Annotated in this window: 16 protein-coding genes; 8 read left to right on the forward strand and 8 right to left on the reverse strand. The window is 62.2% G+C overall.

What is annotated here, in order from left to right:
* Window positions 1-38 precede the first annotated feature (38 nt).
* On the reverse strand, window positions 39-1,274 hold the full coding sequence (locus ACFQ2F_RS12080; protein ID WP_379090180.1) for an aminotransferase: 1,236 nt from the start codon (window positions 1,272-1,274) through the stop codon (window positions 39-41).
* Window positions 1,275-1,717: 443 nt separating this feature from the next.
* The gene (locus ACFQ2F_RS12085) at window positions 1,718-2,245 is read right to left on the reverse strand and encodes a hypothetical protein (protein ID WP_379090182.1); all 528 of its coding nucleotides are present in this window, start codon (window positions 2,243-2,245) and stop codon (window positions 1,718-1,720) included.
* A gap of 148 nt (window positions 2,246-2,393) precedes the next feature.
* Here ACFQ2F_RS12085 and ACFQ2F_RS12090 point away from each other — a divergent pair, with 148 nt between their 5' ends.
* Both ACFQ2F_RS12090 and ACFQ2F_RS12095 read left to right on the forward strand, forming a co-directional pair.
* The gene (locus ACFQ2F_RS12090; protein WP_379090184.1) at window positions 2,394-2,678 is read left to right on the forward strand and encodes a hypothetical protein; all 285 of its coding nucleotides are present in this window, start codon (window positions 2,394-2,396) and stop codon (window positions 2,676-2,678) included.
* A gap of 224 nt (window positions 2,679-2,902) precedes the next feature.
* The gene (locus ACFQ2F_RS12095; RefSeq protein ID WP_379090186.1) at window positions 2,903-3,148 is read left to right on the forward strand and encodes a DUF3072 domain-containing protein; all 246 of its coding nucleotides are present in this window, start codon (window positions 2,903-2,905) and stop codon (window positions 3,146-3,148) included.
* Between the two features lie 188 nt (window positions 3,149-3,336).
* Here the strand turns inward: ACFQ2F_RS12095 and ACFQ2F_RS12100 are convergent, their stop codons facing one another.
* Both ACFQ2F_RS12100 and ACFQ2F_RS12105 read right to left on the reverse strand, forming a co-directional pair.
* Window positions 3,337-4,038 carry a zinc metallopeptidase gene (locus ACFQ2F_RS12100; protein WP_379090188.1) on the reverse strand — a complete coding sequence of 234 codons (702 nt, stop codon included), beginning with the start codon at window positions 4,036-4,038 and terminating at the stop codon, window positions 3,337-3,339.
* A gap of 194 nt (window positions 4,039-4,232) precedes the next feature.
* Window positions 4,233-4,505, reverse strand: a complete 273-nt coding sequence (locus ACFQ2F_RS12105; protein ID WP_379090190.1) for a hypothetical protein — start codon at window positions 4,503-4,505, stop codon at window positions 4,233-4,235.
* 813 nt (window positions 4,506-5,318) lie between these two features.
* Between ACFQ2F_RS12105 and ACFQ2F_RS12110 the strand changes: the two genes are divergently transcribed.
* The 4 genes from ACFQ2F_RS12110 to ACFQ2F_RS12125 all read left to right on the forward strand — a co-directional run bounded on the left by ACFQ2F_RS12110 (window position 5,319) and on the right by ACFQ2F_RS12125 (window position 11,183).
* Window positions 5,319-5,945, forward strand: coding sequence for a hypothetical protein (locus tag ACFQ2F_RS12110; protein ID WP_379090192.1), 627 nt, complete (start codon window positions 5,319-5,321; stop codon window positions 5,943-5,945).
* A gap of 350 nt (window positions 5,946-6,295) precedes the next feature.
* A complete protein-coding gene (locus ACFQ2F_RS12115; protein WP_379090194.1) occupies window positions 6,296-8,368 on the forward strand; it encodes a pyrophosphohydrolase domain-containing protein in 2,073 nt (690 codons plus the stop codon).
* Window positions 8,369-8,453: 85 nt separating this feature from the next.
* Entirely contained in the window at window positions 8,454-9,701 is a 1,248-nt protein-coding gene (locus ACFQ2F_RS12120) for a putative DNA modification/repair radical SAM protein (RefSeq protein WP_379090196.1), read from the forward strand.
* Between the two features lie 33 nt (window positions 9,702-9,734).
* Window positions 9,735-11,183: a UdgX family uracil-DNA binding protein gene (locus tag ACFQ2F_RS12125; protein WP_379090198.1), complete on the forward strand. Its 1,449-nt coding sequence runs from the start codon at window positions 9,735-9,737 to the stop codon at window positions 11,181-11,183.
* 20 nt (window positions 11,184-11,203) lie between these two features.
* Here the strand turns inward: ACFQ2F_RS12125 and rpoD are convergent, their stop codons facing one another.
* Together rpoD and dnaG are read right to left on the reverse strand one after the other, a co-directional pair.
* Window positions 11,204-13,213 carry an RNA polymerase sigma factor RpoD gene (rpoD, locus tag ACFQ2F_RS12130; protein WP_379090200.1) on the reverse strand — a complete coding sequence of 670 codons (2,010 nt, stop codon included), beginning with the start codon at window positions 13,211-13,213 and terminating at the stop codon, window positions 11,204-11,206.
* A gap of 587 nt (window positions 13,214-13,800) precedes the next feature.
* Window positions 13,801-15,750 carry a DNA primase gene (gene dnaG / locus ACFQ2F_RS12135; protein ID WP_379090202.1) on the reverse strand — a complete coding sequence of 650 codons (1,950 nt, stop codon included), beginning with the start codon at window positions 15,748-15,750 and terminating at the stop codon, window positions 13,801-13,803.
* A gap of 231 nt (window positions 15,751-15,981) precedes the next feature.
* On the opposite strand from dnaG, the gene ACFQ2F_RS12140 reads away from it, so the two are divergent.
* Window positions 15,982-16,215 (forward strand): hypothetical protein, encoded by a 234-nt coding sequence (locus ACFQ2F_RS12140; RefSeq protein WP_379090204.1) that lies wholly within the window; start codon window positions 15,982-15,984, stop codon window positions 16,213-16,215.
* 172 nt (window positions 16,216-16,387) lie between these two features.
* Here ACFQ2F_RS12140 and ACFQ2F_RS12145 read toward each other — a convergent pair whose 3' ends face one another.
* Entirely contained in the window at window positions 16,388-16,837 is a 450-nt protein-coding gene (locus ACFQ2F_RS12145; protein WP_379090206.1) for a GatB/YqeY domain-containing protein, read from the reverse strand.
* A 249-nt stretch (window positions 16,838-17,086) separates the two neighbouring features.
* On the opposite strand from ACFQ2F_RS12145, the gene carA reads away from it, so the two are divergent.
* Entirely contained in the window at window positions 17,087-18,310 is a 1,224-nt protein-coding gene (gene carA / locus ACFQ2F_RS12150) for a glutamine-hydrolyzing carbamoyl-phosphate synthase small subunit (protein ID WP_379090208.1), read from the forward strand.
* Here carA and ACFQ2F_RS12155 read toward each other — a convergent pair.
* Window positions 18,307-19,554: a YihY/virulence factor BrkB family protein gene (locus ACFQ2F_RS12155; RefSeq protein ID WP_379090210.1), complete on the reverse strand. Its 1,248-nt coding sequence runs from the start codon at window positions 19,552-19,554 to the stop codon at window positions 18,307-18,309. The genes carA and ACFQ2F_RS12155 overlap by 4 nt on opposite strands.
* Window positions 19,555-19,713: the final 159 nt, after the last annotated feature.

Below are 19,713 nucleotides of genomic sequence, written 5' to 3' on the forward strand. Positions count from 1 at the left end.
CGCCCGTCCTCTATCCGTTCAAGCTAAGCTGCCAAAGCCTACGCAGCCTTCTTGGCGTAGTAGGACTGCAGACCGGCCATCACCTTGGGCTTGTCGAAGTCGGCGCCCATCTCGAGCATCCGGTCGGCGAAGCGGCTGACGATCTCGGTGATCTGCTCTTCCGACAGCTGGTTCAGGATACCGATACGGATCTGGACCGGCTCCGACAGGGTCGGCCAAATGCCGAAACCTTCGGCGCGGGCGCCCTGCACCAGCTCCTTCTCCTTGCCCTGCATGCTGTCCGGCAGGCTGCACACGACCAGGCTGGTCATGTTGGAGGTCACCTTGCAGCCCATGGCCTCGACGGCCTCGCGAAGCGCCTTCTCGTGATAGGCGTAGGAGTCGGCCTTGGCGGCCTTGCCGTAGGCGAGGATGATGCGCAGGGCCTCGTGGAACGCAGCCACGGCGTAGCAGGAATGGGTCTGGTGATAGACCGGGTTCTCGACATCCTTGCCGTCGATGATGCCCCAATGGCGCGCATCGAGGATCGGGTGGTTCACGAAGGTGTAGCAGCCGCGCTTCTTGACGACATCGATGGCCTTGTCGGTGAAGGACACCGGCGCATAGGTCAGCGGCAGGGAGAGCACACCCTTCTGCGGACAAGACGCCCAGGCGGCAACGCCCGGATAGTCGTCGATGTTGAAGTCGGCCACGCCGAGGGACGACACGGCGTCGACCAGACCCATCACGTCATGCTTTTCGCAGGCGTCGGAGAAGCCCTGGATGTCGTTGATGCGGCCCGAACCGGTCTCCCAGTGCGCCATGAACGCCCACATGGGCTTATGCTCGGCCAGAGCCTTCTCGACGATCTCGCCGGTGACGGATTCGCCGTGGGGCACCGTGATGGTGATCACATTGGCCGGCTTGGGATCCAACGAGTTGGCCGAAAGGTCTTCCAGGGAAGAGGCCTTCATGCGGATGGTCAGATCGTCGATGCTGGAGAAGGTGCCGTTGACGAAGCAGACGACCTTGTCACCCGGCAGGATGAGGCTCTGCATGCAGTCCAGGCCGGTCCAACCGGTGCCGGCAACGCCATAGGTATAGACGTTCTTGGTGCCCCAAAGCTCGCGAAGCATGAACTTCGCTTCCTTCATGCCGCGCAGCACGTCTGCCTGCATGTGGTCGGCGACACCCGTCTTGGCGAAGCGCTCAAGCACGCGGGGGTCGGTGTTGCCCGGCCCGGGGCCGGCGGCGAGCGTTTCGGGAATTTCAAGCGGGGGATAAATCTCAGTCATCGGAACACCTCAACTTAGATAGCGTCTTGGATATTTGGTCCGGTCCGCGAACGCACCGGCTGGAGTCGTCGCCGGCCCGTTATGGCCCGGCTGGATATGTCGCCCGGCCTCCTGAAGGACGGGTTCGATACGTCGTTCGATCCGATTGGATCGGTTGCCGATCCTTCGGAAGGATCGATTTCGGACCGGATGGTATGCCGCCCTCCCTCGGAGACGCGCGCGCCTCCTCCGGCCCTCAGGGTGGTCGTAAGAATTCGGGGTAATCGTGTAGCTGGAAGGTGGCATTCGGGCAAGAGGCGGGATCGTTTTTCCCGAAAATGCGCGGTTCCTTCGCAGGTGCGAAACGTGCGAATGCCCAGACGGTTGCGCGCCCGGGCATCCGATGTCTGTCGCGATTTACAGCGCCATCCTTAGAGCGCTTCGCGAAGCTCGAGGCGGCTAGCTCAGCACTTGTTGCCGAGGGTGACCACGCAGCCGACGCCCTTGCCGGTCTCCTTGAGCACCGTGCCGCCGCCTTTGACGACGCCGGAGCCGACCTTGCCGGCGCCGGTGGCAACGCCTTTGCCGGCATTCATGGCGCCACTGGCGACGCCCTTGCCGACCTGCGCACCGCCCTTAACGACGCCCTTGCCCATCTCGCCGGTGCCTTTCACGACACCCTTGGCCGTGCCGGCCGGGCCTTCCTTCAGCCCTGCGCCCATCTCACCGACGCCGCGGGACACGCCGCCGCCGACCTCACCGGCACCGCCGACCACGCCGCGGCCGACTTCGCCGGCGCCTTTGGCAACGCCCTTGCCGGTCTCCATGGCGCCGCTAGCGGCACCAGCGCCGGCCTGGCCTGCGCCCTTGGCGACGCCTGTGCCGGCCGTGGTGGCACCCTGAACGGTGCCCTGCACGGGCTTGGCTTCCTGGGCATGGGCCGGAATGGCAAAAGCGGCGACCATCACCGTCGAAAGAAGTAGAGTACGCATAGGATATCCTCCCTCAAACTCATGTCGTAAATATAGGGGCGGCCGCGGGAAATCCGGGCCTAACGCCATACACATAAAGCCCCTTATGCATCGCCAACGTGTTGATTTGGCGGCAAATGCTCCGCCCTTTTTACCATCGTTCTTATCAATGGGTAAGCACCTGTCCCCCGCCCCATTCCGCTTCTTCCCCACCGCGCTCCGCTTCCTGGCCGCCCTTTACGAGATCGGCATCGACGCGGCCGAAGGCGCCATCGTCGGTTTCATCGTCTTCGTCTTTCTCGTGTGGACCTGGCCCTACCCGCCGCCGGACTGGGCGGTCGGCACCCCCCAGCTTGCCTGGGGCCTGGGCTTTGCGGGCGCCGGGGCGGCGATTGCCGGGGTGCGGAGCTGGCTCGGCCGCAAGAGGCGCCTGGCGCGCGGGGATGAGGACTGAGTGAGGCGTGGAGTTCGGTGTCGCTCCTCATGGTGAGGGCGCGAGCGAAGCGGAGCGGGTCTCGAACCATGAGGCCACATCCTTCGAGACACGGCCTTCGGCCGCCCTCAGGATGAGGAGGAACGTTGGGCAATGGCGCTAGCGCCAACCTCAGCGGGAACTCTGCCTGCGCCCTCCCCGTTCGATCCTCAACAAATCGAACGAACCAGAAAGGGAGGAGACCCATGGCCGGCGACGAAAAGCTGACCGAGCTGAACCCGAAGCTGCACCGCAAGAACCCCAACAATGCGGATCACGACACGCAACAATGGGGCAAGGGCAATCACCCCATGACCGGGGCGCAAGCGAGCTATCTCAAAGCCATCGCGGAAGAGGCGAACGAGCCGGACACTTATCGCGAGGATATGACGGAAGCGGACGCGACCGCAGAGATCGACCGGCTCCGCGAAAAGCTGGGCATGACGGGGTAAGCGAGAAGAGCGCAAGGCGCGCGCTGCACTTTCGGTCGTCACCCCCGCACTGGACGGCGCCAGTTGTCACCTCTCCCCGCCGGGGAGAGGTCGAGCACGCTGTGCTCGGGTGAGGGGGATAAAGAAGCGGAGAGGTTCGCCCCCCTCACCCCAACCCTCTCCCCACAGGGGAGAGGGAGTTCGCCCCCTCACCGCCGCGCGGAGGCTCCCGCGCCCCGCGAGAACAGCATGAAGATATAGAACAGCCAGACGCCGACGGCGGAGACGGCCGCGGACACATAGGTCCAGGCGGCGGCGTCCAGCACCTTATCGACGCTTTCGATCTCCTCCGGGCCTAAGATCCCCTGGCGCGCCAGAAGCTCCTTGGCCCGGGCGCTGGCGTTGAACTCCACGGGCAGGGTCAGAAGCGCGAAGAAGAAGGACGAGCCGAACAGGATCACGCCCGCCCAGGTGAGCCAGTTCATGCCCAGCACAAGCCCGGCAACGAACAGCCAGGGCGCGATCTTGGACGCGATCTGCACCAGGGGCACCACATAGGTGCGCGCCTCCATGGGGAAATAGTCTTTCGCGTCCTGCACCGCGTGGCCCGCCTCATGAGCGGCGATGCCGGCGGCGGCGATGGACGGCGTGTAGAAGACCTTCTGGCTCAGGCGCAGCACCTTGTTGCGCGGATCGTAATGGTCCGAAAGCTCGCCCTCGACCGGCTCGATCCGCACATCCTGCAGCCCCTTCGCATCGAGCAGGCGGCGGGCGACCTCCGCCCCCGTGATCCCGCTCGGCGTCTTCACTTGGGAATACTTGGCGACGTTGCTCTTGATGCGCGCCTGCGCATAGAGCCCGAGCAGGAGCCCCGGCCCGACAAACAGCCAAAACAGCGGATCTTCGAACATGGGAGCCCCCCGAGTTGTTTGCGCTCAGCAGCCAGCCCCGGCCGCTTGTGGTTGAGGAAACGCGGAAGCGGCGCGGTGGTTCGGGAGCTTCTCCTCTTGAGAGGGGAAGTCTTGAAAGGGAAGATGCCCGGCCAACCGGGCTCCGCCTTACGGAACCGGTCTTAAGCTTATGCCGGGCATTCCATCATTAGCGGTTAGCAGCGGCGGCCGAAGGTCACCGCGCACTTGAAGCCGCCGCCGATGCCGCGTCCGGCTCTCGCCGCACCACGCCCGACGCCGCGGCCGGCGGTTTCAGCGCCGCGCGCCACACCGCGCCCGGCCCGGGCCGTTCCGCGCCCGACGCCCTCGGCGGCGTTCGCCGTGTTCTTGCCGAAGCGCTCGAAGATCCGCGCCTCGGAATGCCCCGGCAACGCCACCAGCGTGCCGAACGCGAGCAACAGAGCCGCAAATATGGAAAGTCTCATCATCGTCTCCTCCTCAGGATCAAAACTTGGTGTGATGCGAAGTCCTGGAGGGGACGGATGGTTCCGGGGATTCGACGGGCTCTAAGCGCTGCAACTCTTGTCGAGCCATGGCCAAGGAGCCTCTGATCTCAAGACAGCACGACCAAGGAAAAGCCATTTGGATCGAGGAGCGGGACCGATATAATGGTGAGATTCTACCGCGTCGTTTGTGGCGGCGGTATGTGTAGGCAATGTAGAGAACGGCCAGCCCCAAATGCGCTTTAGTTCATCGAAGCATGGAACGAGTAGATTTCTATGGCTTACTCACCCATCGGCGCATCACGTTAGGCCAAGTCACGACATAGTATTAGATGAAAGCGAGAATTTCATAGCTTTGCCTACGATTGGGGCGTTGGTCGTAGGGTGGCTCTTGGTTGTGCCACGTCGCCCAGTTCCCTCAATGGCTTGTCTCACTGACACTGAGCAGGTTGAACTAAGAAACTTTGTTGGTCGCCTCAGCAAGAAGCTATCTGGTTTCAACCAACAAGTATTCCGATTCGAACATGGTGGCGCTCGAGGTAGCCGATTGGCTTGCGGAGTCGAGCAGGCCCATCTGCATCTGATAGCTTTAGATTTTGATCTCTATAGATTGGCGCTGTCGCAATCAGAGGTCGTGTGGCAAGAGTTGAGCCGAGACCAATCTATCAAGAAATGGCAGGACGTGGACTATCTCTACATTCGATCTGCTGATGATCGAGTCGCTGTAGGATCACCCTCCCATCCACAATCTCAATGGTTTCGCCGTCTGATCGCTAAGGCTCTAGGAGTCCCGGAATTATGGGACTACAAGAAGCACCCGGCTCTCTCGAGGGTGGACGAGACGGCGTCCCGTTTTGCGCCATGAGCCGGCCCCCCGACCAGTTGGACGATCCGACTGATGGTCGTCCAGTAGGCGACTGGAGATCAAGATATTCAGGTGGCGCATGGTGCCAAATCTGCAGTGAATTAGCTTATCTTCTTTTGATGCTCTTCGCAGCGATAACCCTTTTATTCTTTATCGGATGCTCGTTAGCAGCTGAAAGCGCTGAGCACAGGATTGTCTGGCTTGAGAGCGCAATTCCGGAAGGAATGCTGGTTTGGATCGCGGTGGGTTTATCTGGTTCTATTGGCGGAATAACTTTTACGTTGAAGTGGTTATACCACTCTGTTGCAAACAATATTTGGAACCAAGATCGGGTGCTCTGGCGTATAATCGTTCCTGTGATTTCAGGATTGGTGTCGACCTTCCTCGCGTTTGTTATTTTCTCAAATATAGTTTTCTTGATCAGAGGTGAGTCGCTAGGAAATGTATTTTTCGCGATGGGCTTCGGATTTGTCTTCGGATATTTTTCAGATAGCGCTCTCGCCTGGCTGAAAAAGCTAGCAGATAGCGTGTTTGGCCGTACTGACCCAACGCCCGAATAACCGACCCAATGAGGCAGCACACACTCGCTCAGAAGACCACGCAGATCAGAACGTTTTCGGAATTCCAAAGTATTGCGACTAGATTCGGCGCTAAGGCTGCGGGATTGGTGCAAGTGCCGGAAGCTTGGTGTCCGCCTTTTCTGTGCTTACCAATTCTGGTTCACGCAGCTTGGCGGAACGGAAGTCACTGCGGGCCGGAGTTACTACGCGAAATTGACGAGTGGCTTGACGCTCACCGGCAGATCTCTCCCGACGGCTTCATGATCCGATCAAGCGCGGTCCGAGAATCTATAGGAGAACGCGGCCGCTATCTGAGTATTGCGCTCCCAGCAAGTACAACGACCAGCGACGTGATCTCTGCCGCCTCTGAGGTTTTCTCACATGCCGGAAAGCATAGTCAGGACGAGATCGCCCTCATACTCCAGAAGCACCTAAAGGTTGATAGTGCGGGACATTTATCGAACGAACGTCGCATCAGCCCAACACGAAATCAGTGGAAGTATGAGACTTTCAGCCCGGTGTGGGGCGCTCCTGAAGGGCTCAACTCTAAGTTCGCGCCACCAATTGACGACCTCAAGTCGATCCGCGGTGTTCGAGGAATCCCCCATCAGTCGCTTCGCTCAGTTGCACAGTGGATAAACTCTAAGATTATCCCGAGGTGTCACATGGAGTGGATCGTTAGCTCCGGTGCCCTGTGGATTGTGCAATTGGATCTCGAATGGGAAGAAACGGATCAAGGCAAAGATCCGGCAGACGCGACAATGGTTGCGGAAGGGCTTCGGCCTATATCAACGGCGTCCAAAATCTTTAAGGCGTTCACACCAGGTGACCGTACATCATGGCCAAAATTGAAGAACCTTGAAGATTTCGATTTTGGAACAACACGATCTGGGCCGCGCCTTTATTTTGCTACGGCCGAGCAATTACAGCAGGCGCTAGCTACGTCGGGGCCACTCTTGGAAACAGAGATTGACGAGCTAACGGCTGGTCGTGCGGTCTTACGTACTGATCTTGATCGCACTGACAGTGGGATTCTCAACCTGCCTCGTACAGACACAGTAGATGGGCGACTTGCTGTCGCCTGGCTAAGAGATACCCTTCCCCTCCTCTCCGAGCGCTTCGGATCACTATCGGGTCTTGCAGTAATCTTACATGCTTTCTTGCCGGCTAGGGCGGCCGCTTGGGCGTACTTCGACCCGGGTACGCCGATCGCATACGTAGACGCGCTCTGGGGTCTGCCGGACGGGCTTCAGGTCCTGCCTCACGACTCCTTCCAGGTCGATATCCGGCGTGGTCGGGTCATTTCGCAAAAGATTCGATTCAAACCACGCTTCCTTTGCGAGGCGCCGGACGGAACCTGGCGTTATACGGAGGTTTTGAGGCTGAAGGGACGTAGCCAAGTGCTATCGCATGAGGAGGCCATCGAGATCGGCCTTCGCACAGCCAGCATTGCTGAAAAGTTGGGGCAAGATGCGCAGATAATGTGGTTCGTCGGCATTCCAAACGCGTACGGCGTCGATGCAAACCTGCCTTGGTATCGTGCTCGTGAAAAGGCTCAGCAAGCACCACGCTCCGCTCGCCGATACAGGCCCGTACCGGTATCAAAACAGGACGATTTAGCGACCCTCCCACAGGGAGATGTAATGATTAGGTTGGACCCTGAGGCGCCATTAATTCGCGATGACGCATTTCTCGATGAGGTCATAAGGATAGCCCAAGCTCGCAAACTACCAGTCGAGCTCCAGGGATCGCTTCTTAGCCATACATACTATCGGCTATCGAATGGGGGCGTTCCAGTCGTGCTAGCAGAACCCTACTCAAAATACTTCCGCACACGGGGACGTCGGGTTTTTGGCAAACTGGTTCGAGATAGAGTGCCTGTGGGCATTAAGGCTGGCGGAGAGCATGTCTCCGAAGCACGTTTGGCATCCGACGACGCTTTGCCCGGACTCTTCGCGAAGCTCGTGGAGGAAGGTCAAGAATTACTCCAATCATCAGACAAAGACTCTCAGGTCGAGGAGCTTTCTGACCTGCTGGAGGTTGTCCGCGGCTTGGCATTTCAAGCTGGTGCCGAGTGGGAAAAAGTCAATCAGGCTGCAGACCGCAAACGGGAAACACGAGGCGGGTTTCAGGAAAGGAGAGTGTTGCTCGAGACCTCTCTGCCAAAACCCCAAGCCGATGCACAGCTGGATCCTCGGGAAATTAAACTCCACGAGTTCTTGCGGGTGGAGGAAACAGGCAGTTTCGCGTCAGTCCCCATAGCGGCTTTGGTATCGAAGCAAGGATACGCATCCGCAAACTTCGAACTAGATGGGCAGCCGCTTGTTCTGACGCTCCGACTATCAGGCTCCAGGATTGAACTACGCTTAGAGGAAGAACCCTCTGACGAGACCAATCAGGGCGACCTGTTTTCTGCTGCTTAGAGCAACGTTCCCAAAGGGACTGGTCCGGTCAAATCCCAGCAGGCGCTACCTTGACAAGAACAAAACATGAACATATGCTGTGGGGATGGCGCTTTCGGTTCTTCAGAAGCTAGAGATCCTCGCCGATGCGGCGAAGTATGACGCGTCCTGCGCGTCGTCAGGGGGTGCCAAGCGCAATGCGCGGGGCGGCGGGATCGGCTCGGTCACCGGCGCCGGGATCTGCCACGCCTATACGCCGGACGGGCGCTGCGTCTCGCTGCTGAAGATCCTGCTCACGAATTTCTGCATCTACGATTGCGCCTACTGCGTGAGCCGCCGCTCTTCGGACGTGGCGCGGGCGCGCTTCACCGTCGACGAGGTGGTTCGCGTCACCCTCGACCTCTACCGGCAGAACTGCATCGAGGGGCTGTTCCTCTCCTCCGGCATCGCGCGCTCGGCCGAAGAGACCATGGAGGATCTGATCCGTGTGGCGCGGAGTTTGCGCGAGGCGCACGGCTTTCGCGGCTATATCCATCTGAAGACCATTCCCGGCGCCGACGAGGCGCTGATCGCAGACGCCGGGCGATACGCGGACCGGCTTTCGATGAATGTGGAGCTGCCGACCGAGCCTTCCCTGACGCGGCTGGCGCCGGAGAAGTCTGGCCGCGAGATCCGGGTCGGGATGGCAGCGACGCGGATGCGGATCGACGCGGCGGCCGAGGATCGCGCGGCATTCCGGAAAGGTCGCGGGCGGGCAAAGCCGCATCGCTTCGCGCCGGCCGGCCAGAGCACGCAAGTAATCGTGGGCGCGGACAACACGTCCGATGCGGACATCCTGACCGCGAGCTCTTCCCTCTACGCCTCCTACAAGCTGCGGCGCGTCTATTACTCAGCCTTCAGCCCGACGGGACACGCGAGCGCCGCCCTGCCCTCTACGCCCGCGCCCATCCTGCGGGAGCATCGGCTCTACCAGTCCGATTGGCTGCTCCGCTTCTACGGGTTCGGCGTGGACGAGCTCCGCGGGTCCATGCCCCACGGCATGCTGGACCTCGCCATCGACCCCAAGCTTGCCTGGGCATTGCAGAACCGGGACAGGTTCCCCGTTGATGTGAACAGCGCCTCCAAGGAAGAGCTGCTGCGCGTGCCCGGGCTGGGCACCAAGGCGGTGCAGCGGATCGTCGCCTCGCGCCGGTCGGGGCGTTTGCGGCTCGACGATGTGGCGCGGCTGACGGCTTCGATAAAGCGCGCGCGGCCGTTCCTCTGTGCTCTGGACTGGCATCCCGGCGCGTCACTCGATCATGCCTTCTTGCGCGACCGTCTCGCGCCGCAACCCGTTCAGCTTCCGCTTTTGTGATCTCGCTTTGTTGAGCTTGTAAGGACGACCCACATGTATCTCGTAAGTCTCCCTGCCGATCTTTCCGCCGACGATGCGCCATTCCGCGATGCTGTCCGGCGCGCGCTGTCTCTCAACCTCTCGCCGGAGAAGGTGAGTTTCAGCGCCAATGGGCAAGCCAGCTTGCTCGGGTCCCTGCCCGACGCTAAGGCAGAGCCGCTCACGGTGCCGCCGGGCTATCGGGAGCTGATGCAGCTCGCCATCCTGCACAGAGCGGCCGACCGCTACGATCTTCTCTATGAGGTGCTCTGGCGGCTGAAGCATGGAGAGGCCGGATTGCTGTCGCGTGCGAGCGATCCGGCAGTTTCGCGGCTTCAGGGCTACGCCAAGGCGGTGCGGCGAGACATCCATAAGACCCATGCCTTCGTCCGCTTCGCTGAGACCCAGGACAATATGGGCACGCTCCATGTCGCGTTCTTCGAGCCGAAATACTTCACCCTCCGCCGGTCGGCGCCCTTCTTCCGAGACCGGTTTGCCGGCATGCGCTGGCGGATCGAGACGCCGATCGGCACGGCAAGCTGGGATCGCGAGACGTTGCGCTTCGGGCCAGCAGTCGACGCACCGCGCAAGCCCCAGCCGGTGAACGAAGAGAGCGGCGACCTCTGGAAGACCTACTACCGGACGACCTTCAATCCGGCCCGGCTGAGGGTGGATGCCATGAGGGCCGAGATGCCGAAGCATTACTGGCGCAACCTGCCCGAGGCCGCGCAGATCCAAGACATGATCCGCGAGGCCGGCGCCCGGGAGCAGAGGATGCTGGAGAGCAGGCCTTCGGCCGCGCCGCGTTTCGCGGAGCGCATCGCAGAACGGCGGGCCTTCGCTGAAGAGGCTCAGCCGCCGCTCGCGTCGCTAGAGGCGATCAAGCACTCGGCCAGCGCGTGTACACGCTGCCCGCTTCATTCCGGCGCCACCCAGACCGTGTTCGGCGAAGGACCGAAGGATGCCGCGCTTATGCTGGTGGGTGAGCAGCCGGGCGACCGGGAGGATCTAGCCGGCCGTCCCTTCGTGGGGCCTGCGGGCCAGTTGCTGGACCGGGCGCTAAAGGATGCGGGGATCGTCCGCGAAGAAGCCTACGTCACCAACGCGGTGAAGCATTTCAAATACGAGCCGCGCGGCAAGCGGCGCATCCATAAGAGTCCCAATGCCAGCGAGGTCTCGGCCTGCCGCTGGTGGCTGGATGCGGAGATCGCGGAACTGCGTCCACGGCTGATCGTGGCGCTGGGCGGGACCGCCGGGCTTTCCCTGTTCGGCCGGCAAGTGTCGGTGACCAAGGAGCGAGGCCAGATCTTTGAGAGCGGCCAGGCTCGCGTGCTCCTGACCGTGCACCCGTCCTATCTGCTCCGGCTTCCGCCCGAGGAGAGGACTCGCGAATACGCCCGCTTCGTCGCCGATCTTACGATCGCCGCGCGCGTCCTGTCAGGACCGGTGGAGGTGGCGGCGTAACCGCCGCCCCATGCAGCCTGCTAGTTGTCCAGGAAGGAGCGCAGCTTCCGCGAGCGGCTCGGGTGCTTCAGCTTGCGAAGCGCCTTGGCCTCGATCTGGCGGATACGCTCGCGGGTCACGGAGAACTGCTGGCCGACCTCTTCCAGGGTGTGGTCGGTGTTCATGCCGATGCCGAAGCGCATGCGCAGCACGCGCTCCTCGCGCGGCGTGAGCGATGCCAGCACCCGGGTGGTCGTCTCGCGGAGGTTGGACTGGATGGCGGCGTCGATGGGGAGCACCGCGTTCTTGTCCTCGATAAAATCGCCGAGATAGGAGTCTTCCTCATCGCCGATGGGCGTCTCCAGGGAGATCGGCTCCTTGGCGATCTTGAGAACCTTGCGCACCTTCTCCAGCGGCATGGCCAGCTTCTCGGCCAGCTCTTCCGGGGTCGGCTCACGGCCGATCTCATGCAGCATCTGGCGCGAGGTGCGGACGATCTTGTTGATCGTCTCGATCATATGCACCGGGATACGGATGGTGCGGGCCTGGTCGGCGATGGACCGGGTTATGGCCTGGCGGATCCACCAGGTAGCATAGGTGGAGAACTTATAGCCGCGGCGGTATTCGAACTTATCGACCGCCTTCATCAGGCCGATATTGCCTTCCTGAATCAAATCAAGGAATTGCAGGCCGCGGTTGGTATATTTCTTGGCGATGGAGATCACCAGTCGGAGGTTCGCCTCGACCATCTCCTTCTTGGCGATGCGCGCCTCGCGCTCGCCCTTCTGCACGATGGACACGATGCGGCGGAACTCGCCGATCTGAAGCCCGGTCTCGGCGGCCAGGGTCTGGATCTCGGTGCGGATGTCCTTGATGAGGCCCTTCTCGTCGCGCACGAAATCTGACCAGCCGCGCTTCTTCAGGCGGCCCACCCGGCGCAGCCAGTTGGGGTCGAGCTCGTTGCCGCGATACTCCTCCAGGAAGTCGCCGCGGTCGACGCGATAGCTCTCGGCGAGGCGCAGCAAGCGCCCCTCATAACCCATGAGCTTCTTGTTGATGTCGTAGAGGGTCTCGACCAGGCTCTCGATACGGTTGGCGTTCAGCGAGAGCGATTTGATCTCGGCGACGATCTCGTCCTTCAGGGCCTTATAGCGCTTCTCCTGGGAAGAGGAGAGCTGCTCGTTCTTCATGGCCTTCTCGACGAGCTGGTCCTGCAGCTTGCGGAGCTTCTTGTAGTTGGTGGCGACGGTGTCGAAGGTCTCCACGACCTGAGGCTTCAGCTCGGCCTCCATGGCGGCGAGAGACATGTTGTTCTCCATGTCGTCATCGTCGTCGTAATCGTCGGAGTCGCTGTCGGAATCGGAGTCTTCGCTGTCCTCGTCGTCGTCGGATTTCTCGTCGGACTTTTTGGCCTCGGTGTCCTCGCCCTCTTCGCCTTCACTCTCGCCCTCGCCGGCCGGGGTCGGCTTGGCGTCGGGGCCGGCATAGGTGGCTTCCAGATCGATGATGTCGCGGAGCAGAATCTTTCCTTCGTTCAGCTCGTCGCGCCAAATAATGATGGCCTGGAAGGTAAGCGGGCTTTCGCAGAGCCCTGCGATCATGGCTTCGCGGCCGGCCTCGATCCGCTTGGCGATGGCAATCTCGCCCTCTCGGGAGAGCAGCTCCACGGAGCCCATCTCGCGCAGATACATGCGCACGGGATCGTCGGTGCGGTCGGTCGGCTCTTTGGTGGTGGTCTCGCTCTTGGCGACGGCCTGGACCTTGGCAACCGCGCCGCCTTCGCCTTCGGCTTCCTGCTCCTCGGCCTCGTCGGAATCGATCACGTTGATGCCCATGTCGGACAGCATCGACATGGTGTCCTCGATCTGCTCGGAGGAGACTTCTTCGGAAGGCAGAACCTCGTTTAGCTCGTCATAGGTGACGAAGCCGCGCTGCTTGGCGGTCTTGATCAGCTTCTTGACCGCGGCATCGGACATATCGAGGACGGGACCGTCCTGCCCTTCGCCTGCGGTTTGATCCTGGGTCTGGGCTTCAGCTGTCTTGGTTGCCATTCAATAACTCCAAAGCGCCGGGTGCGCGCGTGCCCGGTCTTGATCTATCGCGGTCTCGGGCGTCTTTCGCCCCGCCGGCTCACTCACCGTTCGCCGGCACGAATCCCTCGCCCTAACTGCTTCGCGTTAACCGGCAATTAAGCATGGCGGCCGGCCTCCGGCTTTTTGCCTCCGGGTCGCATCCATATGCTCCTCACCGGCCGTCGGGCCACGTGCACCACGGCGCTCCCACTCGCATCCGTCTCGCCACGCAGGCGGGGGTTCGCCTTCCGGAATAACGCCATGACGGGAACCAACGCGCGTTTGCAAAGACAAGTCCGATCGCACGTCCGGTCGAGCAGCTCGCTGCCGAAGCCAGGGTTCACGCGCCATTTCCCACCCCAAGCGCTGTCCCTGGCGATTCTCAGCTATGCAATTGGCGAGGGAAAGGGGCAGAGTCAAGGCCGCAGACACGAAAGTCGCAGCCTGTGGCAAATCCCCCTCGCCCACATCCCTTCGCTCAAAGGATTTCATCGCTTTAGCGGCGCTTTCTTCGCGCTGTGCTGCGGCGGGCGCGGGCGGCGCAGCACGCCACTGGAATACACACGTCACGGGCGCCGGCCCCGGTTGAGGCCGATGCGCTCCCGGCGCACCCGGGCGATGGTTTCCGCCAGGCGTTCCTTGGCCTCCCGGTCGCCCGCATCCTCATGGGCCTCGGCCACGCCGTCATTGGCCACCTGCTCCTGGAGCATGACGAACTGCTCGAACTCCGCATCGCTCGCTTCGGAGAGGTAAGGCGCGATCTCCATCAGCTCCTTCTTCAGGGTCGGCAGGGCCCGCCAGCGGAACAGAAGATCGCGGAATTGCTCCTCCACCTCCTCGTCTTCCGTATCGGGCTGCAGGAAGGTGATGCGGCTGAAGGCGCTCTCCTTGGCAATGCGGTCGAACAGCTTGGCGTGGCGGCTGTCGCGCAAGGCGTCGGCCAGTCCGTCCGGCGTCACCTCGGGCTCCGCCAGGATGATCTCGGCGAGCTCGTCCAGAAGCGCGGCAAAGGGTGCGGCGCGCAGCTCAAGAGACGCGATCTCCTCGCCGAAACGCTCCAGCAGCCAGGGATGGTTGAGGAGCGACAGGATGATGGTGATGGCGAAGCCGCGGGGGGATGTCGGCAAATCCCGGATACGGCGCACCTGATCGGGCAGCGGCCGGGGCGCGCGGCCGAAGCCTGTGCGGGCCGGCACATTCGACCGCGCGGCCGGCCGATCATTGAAGCGCGGGTTTTGTGGCCGCTGGGCTGCCCAGAGCTGGGCCAGGCGCGATTTGATCTCGCGGCGGTAATGCTCACGCACCCGTCCGTTGCCGATGCTTTCCAGAAGCCGCTCCAGGCGCGCTTCGAGCGCCGCCTTGCGCTCCGGCGTGTCGAGGGCTTGCGCGGAGATCTCCCGGTGCCAGACGATCTCGATCAGGGGCTTAGCCCCGGCGAGGCAGGCGGCGAAGGCTTCCGGCCCCTCCGCCTTCACAAGATCGTCGGGGTCGTTGCCTTCGGGCAGAAAGGCGAAGCGGAAGGAATGGCCCTCTTTGAGGACGGGCAGCATGCGGTCGATGGCGCGGGCAGCGGCCCCCTCGCCCGCCTGGTCGCCGTCGAAGCAGATGACGGGCTCCGGCGCGAGCTGCCACAGAAGCTGCATCTGGCGCTCGGTGAAGGCGGTGCCAAGCGTCGCGACCACATTGGGAAATCCCGCCTGGTCCAGGGCGATGGCGTCCATATAGCCTTCGACCACGATGATCTCGCGTTTCTCATGAGCCGGCCCGCGGGCGCGGGCGAAATTGAAGACGGATGAGCCCTTGTCGAAGAGCTTGGTTTCCGGCGAGTTCAGATATTTCGGCTGGCCACCCTCCTCCAGGGTCCGGGCGCCGAACGCGATGACCTGGCCGCGGGAATCTGGAATGGGGATCATCAGCCGATTGCGGAAGCGGTCATAGGAGGCGCGCCCGTCATCCGGCTTGATCAGGAGCCCCGCCTCAAGAAGCTGGGTCTCGGTGAAGCCCTTGCCGATGAGCGCGTTCTTCAGGAAGTCGCGGGAGCCCGGCGCGAAGCCGATGCGGTAGTCCTGGATCGTCTTGTCGGAGAGGCCACGCCCCTTGGCGTAGTTCCGCGCATGGCGGCCTTCCGATTGCACGAACTGCTTCTCGAACAGGGCGGCTGCCGCCTCCATGGCGTCGATCAGGGAGAGCCGCTCTTTCTCCGCCTTCTCGAACTGGGGATCGGGCTTGGGCATGGGGACGCCCGCCTCGCTCGCCAGGCGCTCGACGGCTTCCGGGAAGCTCAACCCTTCCGTCTCCATGAGGAAGCGGAAGATGTCGCCGTGATTGCCGGAGGAGAAGCAGTGATAGAAGCCCTTTTGGTCGTTGACCGTGAAGGAGGGCGTCTTCTCCTTGTTGAAGGGGCTGAGGCCAACGAACTCCCGCCCGCGTCGTTTCAAGTTCACGCGCCGACCCACCACCTGCGAAACGGGCAGGCGGGAGCGAATGTCATCCAAGAAAGAATCGGTAAAACGCATGTTCCTGATTCGGCCTCTTTCGGCCAGCTAACAGATGAGAAGCGCGGAAATCCAAGGGTTTAGGCGTCTTCTACCCGTTATTCACCGTCAGAACAGAGCATGAATGTATGGCAGGAGCGCGGAACGGAGCCGCCAAACATTTGCGGGTTACCAAAAAATGAACGGGATTTTTACGCCCGAGTGTCCTAAATCCGGGGGCACGCTTACCGTGTCCCGGACTTGCCACTCGCCATGCTTATTGCCGCCATCGTCATCATCGTCCTTGCGATCGCCCTGATCGGCTATCTCCTCTGGAAGTCGCCGCGCCGCCTATCGGCGGCCGATTTCGCCTTCGCTCTTTCGCCAGTGCTGATCGGAGTCCTGATCGTCGTTCGCTGGCCCCACGACCCGCTGGCGGTGGGGCTTGGGCTCATCCTCGTGCTGATCGGGGTCTATTCAGCGAACCGGCTGCATACCGGGCATTAGGGGCCGGACTCGGCACTTTACCCATCGTCATGCCCGGACTTGATCCGAGCATCCACGCCGTTACGGCGCAGCAAACTGCGCGCCCTACTGGGAACTCCGGCGCTCGCTGAGAGGGAACGGCCTGGATTGCCGGGTCAAGCCCGGCAATGACGAATTTGTTGAACGAGAAGCCTTAGCCCAGCTTGGCTTTGACGGCCGAGCCGGCCTTGGCGAAATCCATCTGGCCGGCATATTTGCCTTTCAGCTCGCCCATGACCTTCCCCATGTCCTTGATGGAGTCCGCCCCGGTGGCGGCGATGGCCTCGTCGATGGCCTTCTCCATCTCCGCATCGGAAAGCTGCTTGGGCAGGAACTCGTTGATGATCTCGATCTCTTCCGCTTCTTGCGCGGCGAGCTCATCACGGCCGGCTTCCGCATAGACTTTCCGAGACTCCTCCCGCTGCTTCACCATCTTGGTGAGGGTGGCGAGGATTTCCGCATCGGTCGCCTGCTCCTTCCCCTCGCCGCGGGCGGCGATGTCCCTATCCTTGACCGCGGCGGAAACCATGCGAAGGGTCGAGAGGCGCCGCTTGTCCTGGGCCTTGAGGGCGTCTTTCAGAGCGGAATTGATCTCGTCGCGCATGGGAGTGGCCGGAAGCTTGGGGAAAGATGGGCCAGAGGCTATCTGACGCGGGATTCTCGCGCAACTTCTTTTGCGGCTCTAACACACTGGACTCATTGCGCTATTTTAGTCCGCATGGACGGTCGGTGCGTTGAACCGCGACCGGCGCGTCCGCCGGCGCTTGAGTGGCGCGAGATTCGGGGCTTGCACCGGAGGCCCGCATGGACGATTTCTCCTCCCAAGACTTGCACGGATGAGAGTCGACATTCCATGAGCGATATCGAGAGCAAAGCGAGGGACGCAGGCGCGCCCACCGCCGTTCCCGGCTGGGACGATCAGGGGCCGACCGCCCTTCTGGTTCTGGCAGACGGAACGGTCATCGAAGGGATGGGCGCCGGCGCCACGGGCGTCGCCGTCGGCGAGGTCTGCTTCAACACGGCGATGACCGGGTATCAGGAGATCCTGACGGACCCCTCCTATACCGGCCAGATCATCACCTTCACCTTCCCCCATATCGGCAATGTCGGCGCGAACCCGGAAGACATCGAGACCGCGAACCTCGCCGCCGCCTCCGGCGTGCAGGGCTGCGTGCTCCGGGCGCCGATCACGGAGCCGTCGAATTATCGCTCGGCGCAGCACTTCAACGAGTGGCTGAAGGCGCGCGGCATCATCGCCATCACCGGCGTCGACACCCGCGCGCTGACCGCGCTGACCCGCGAGAAGGGCATGCCCAACGCGGTGATCACCCACGCGCCGGACGGCGATTTCGACCGCGAGGCACTGAAGCGCCAGGCCGCCGAATGGGGCGGCATGGTCGGGCTCGATCTCGCAAAGGATGTCAGCACCGCCCAGACCTATACGTGGGAGGAAGGCGCCTGGGAGTGGAACGAAGGTTTCACCCGGAAAGAGCCACCGCGCCATCACGTGGTCGCCATCGATTACGGGCTGAAGCGGAATATCCTGCGTGAGCTGGCGGCGGCCGGCTGCAAGGTGACCGTGGTCTCCGCCACCACGAGCGCCGAGGAGATCCTGGAGCGGAACCCGGACGGGATCTTCCTCTCAAACGGGCCCGGCGATCCGGCAGCCACCGGAGAATACGCCGTGCCGGAGATCAAGAAGCTGGTGGACTCAGGCAAGCCGGTCTTCGGCATCTGCCTCGGCCATCAGATGCTGGGGCTGGCGCTCGGCGGTAAGACGTCCCACATGCGCCAGGGCCATCACGGCGCGAACCATCCGGTGAAGGATTATCTGACCGGCAAGGTCGAGATCACCTCCATGAACCACGGCTTCACCGTGGACCGGGAAAGCTTCTCCGACGAGATCGAGGAGACCCATGTCTCCCTCTTCGACGGCTCCAACTGCGGGCTGAAGCTGAAGGACCGGCCGGTTTTCTCGGTGCAGTATCACCCGGAAGCCTCCCCCGGCCCCCAGGACAGCCACTACCTCTTCACGCGCTTCGTGGAGATGATGGACGGCGCGAAGGACAGCTCCTAGCTCTCGGCGTTGGCGCCGACCGTATCGGCCATCACAGCGCCGCGATCTCCCATCGGCTTCTCGGGCCGGGTGGTTGTGTCCCTTGCGGTCTGGTGCTCGATCTCCGCGTTGATCTCCGCACCCAGCAAAATGATGATGATGGAGAGCCAAAGCCACATCATCAGACCGATGGCGGCGCCGAGCGAGCCATAGGTGGCGTCGTAGTTGGCGAAGTTCGACAGGTACCAGGAGAATAGCGCCGAGCCACCCAGCCAAGCGAGCGCGGCGAACAGGCTGCCGACGCTGAGCCAGCGCCATTGGGGACTCGCCCGCGAGGGGCCGTAGCGGTAGAGCAGCGCCAGCCAAACAAGGACGATCACCACAAGGGCCGGCCAGCGGAGGATGGAGATCAGCTGCCCGGCATAGCTTTCGAATCCGACCCAGGAAAGCACGAGCGGCAGGATCACGATGGCGTTGATGGCGGCGATCATGAAGGCGAGAGCGCCGAGGGTGAAGGCGAAGGAGATCAGGTTCAGCTTGATGAAGCTGCGCTTCTCCTTCTCGTCATAGACGACGTTCAGGGCGTCCATGACCGCCTTAATGCCGGCATTGGCGCTCCAGAGCGCAAGTCCCAAGCCGAAGAGGAAACCGAAGCTCAGGCTGGCGTTGCGGCTGTCCGTCAGACGGCTGATCTGATCCTGGATGATGTCCAGCCCGCCTTCGGGCACCACGGCGGCGATGGTGTTGATGTGCTCGGTGATGGTGTCGGGGCTTGCCGTCAGACCGTAGATCGAAACGAACGCGGCGAGCGCAGGAAACAGCGCCAGCAGCATGTAGAAGACGACGCCGGCGGCCACAGCGAGAACCCGGTCGTCGCCGATCTGGCCCACGACGCGCCAGAAGACGTCTCTCCATCCCTGGAAGGGCATATGGAAGGGGCTCGGCGCCTTGCGCCCGCGATTGTCTTCCTTGGCGCGCGCGGCATGAACGTGCTCCGGCTCTTCGGACGGCCGAATCTTGAAGGCGCCTTCCTCGTCGCCGTCTTCCGAAGCGGATTTCTTGCCGTCTTCAGCCTGCCCGTCTCCAGCCTGCCCGTCTTCGGGCAGCACGCGGTTCGGCTCGGCCTGTGCCTTTTCGTCGGAAACCCTGTTTTTCGGAGCAGCGCCGATGCCGGCAACCCGGGCAAGCTGATTCACCAGCGTGACGGCGCCAACGAGCATCAGAAGCTCGAGCCAGAAGGGTGTTTTGTCTTGCCGTGCGAACATGTCCCGGAGCGATAACACCACAGTGCTGACAAGGTTTCGGGGAGTCTTGCGTTTACACAAGCAGTTATTTCCGGGGATGCGGCGCCTTCGGTCCTTTCCTGCAGTTTGAATCTGGTCTAAAGAGCGCTCCTAGCCCTCATCTATAAGGCTGTCACATCC

Origin of the sequence: Methyloligella solikamskensis (genome assembly GCF_042676065.1) — a bacterium.
Classification (GTDB): Bacteria; Pseudomonadota; Alphaproteobacteria; order Rhizobiales; family Methyloligellaceae; genus Methyloligella; species Methyloligella solikamskensis.

What these genes read in the sequence shown, in the direction of transcription:
- ACFQ2F_RS12080 (WP_379090180.1), bottom strand. Translation starts at nt 1,274, where the DNA reads ATGACTGAGATTTATCCCCCGCTTGAAATTCCCGAAACGCTCGCCGCC.
- ACFQ2F_RS12085 (WP_379090182.1), bottom strand. Translation starts at nt 2,245, where the DNA reads ATGCGTACTCTACTTCTTTCGACGGTGATGGTCGCCGCTTTTGCCATT.
- ACFQ2F_RS12090 (WP_379090184.1), top strand. Translation starts at nt 2,394, where the DNA reads ATGGGTAAGCACCTGTCCCCCGCCCCATTCCGCTTCTTCCCCACCGCG.
- ACFQ2F_RS12095 (WP_379090186.1), top strand. Translation starts at nt 2,903, where the DNA reads ATGGCCGGCGACGAAAAGCTGACCGAGCTGAACCCGAAGCTGCACCGC.
- ACFQ2F_RS12100 (WP_379090188.1), bottom strand. Translation starts at nt 4,038, where the DNA reads ATGTTCGAAGATCCGCTGTTTTGGCTGTTTGTCGGGCCGGGGCTCCTG.
- ACFQ2F_RS12105 (WP_379090190.1), bottom strand. Translation starts at nt 4,505, where the DNA reads ATGATGAGACTTTCCATATTTGCGGCTCTGTTGCTCGCGTTCGGCACG.
- ACFQ2F_RS12110 (WP_379090192.1), top strand. Translation starts at nt 5,319, where the DNA reads ATGGGACTACAAGAAGCACCCGGCTCTCTCGAGGGTGGACGAGACGGC.
- ACFQ2F_RS12120 (WP_379090196.1), top strand. Translation starts at nt 8,454, where the DNA reads ATGGCGCTTTCGGTTCTTCAGAAGCTAGAGATCCTCGCCGATGCGGCG.
- ACFQ2F_RS12125 (WP_379090198.1), top strand. Translation starts at nt 9,735, where the DNA reads ATGTATCTCGTAAGTCTCCCTGCCGATCTTTCCGCCGACGATGCGCCA.
- rpoD (WP_379090200.1), bottom strand. Translation starts at nt 13,213, where the DNA reads ATGGCAACCAAGACAGCTGAAGCCCAGACCCAGGATCAAACCGCAGGC.
- dnaG (WP_379090202.1), bottom strand. Translation starts at nt 15,750, where the DNA reads ATGCGTTTTACCGATTCTTTCTTGGATGACATTCGCTCCCGCCTGCCC.
- ACFQ2F_RS12140 (WP_379090204.1), top strand. Translation starts at nt 15,982, where the DNA reads ATGCTTATTGCCGCCATCGTCATCATCGTCCTTGCGATCGCCCTGATC.
- ACFQ2F_RS12145 (WP_379090206.1), bottom strand. Translation starts at nt 16,837, where the DNA reads ATGCGCGACGAGATCAATTCCGCTCTGAAAGACGCCCTCAAGGCCCAG.
- carA (WP_379090208.1), top strand. Translation starts at nt 17,087, where the DNA reads ATGAGCGATATCGAGAGCAAAGCGAGGGACGCAGGCGCGCCCACCGCC.
- ACFQ2F_RS12155 (WP_379090210.1), bottom strand. Translation starts at nt 19,554, where the DNA reads ATGTTCGCACGGCAAGACAAAACACCCTTCTGGCTCGAGCTTCTGATG.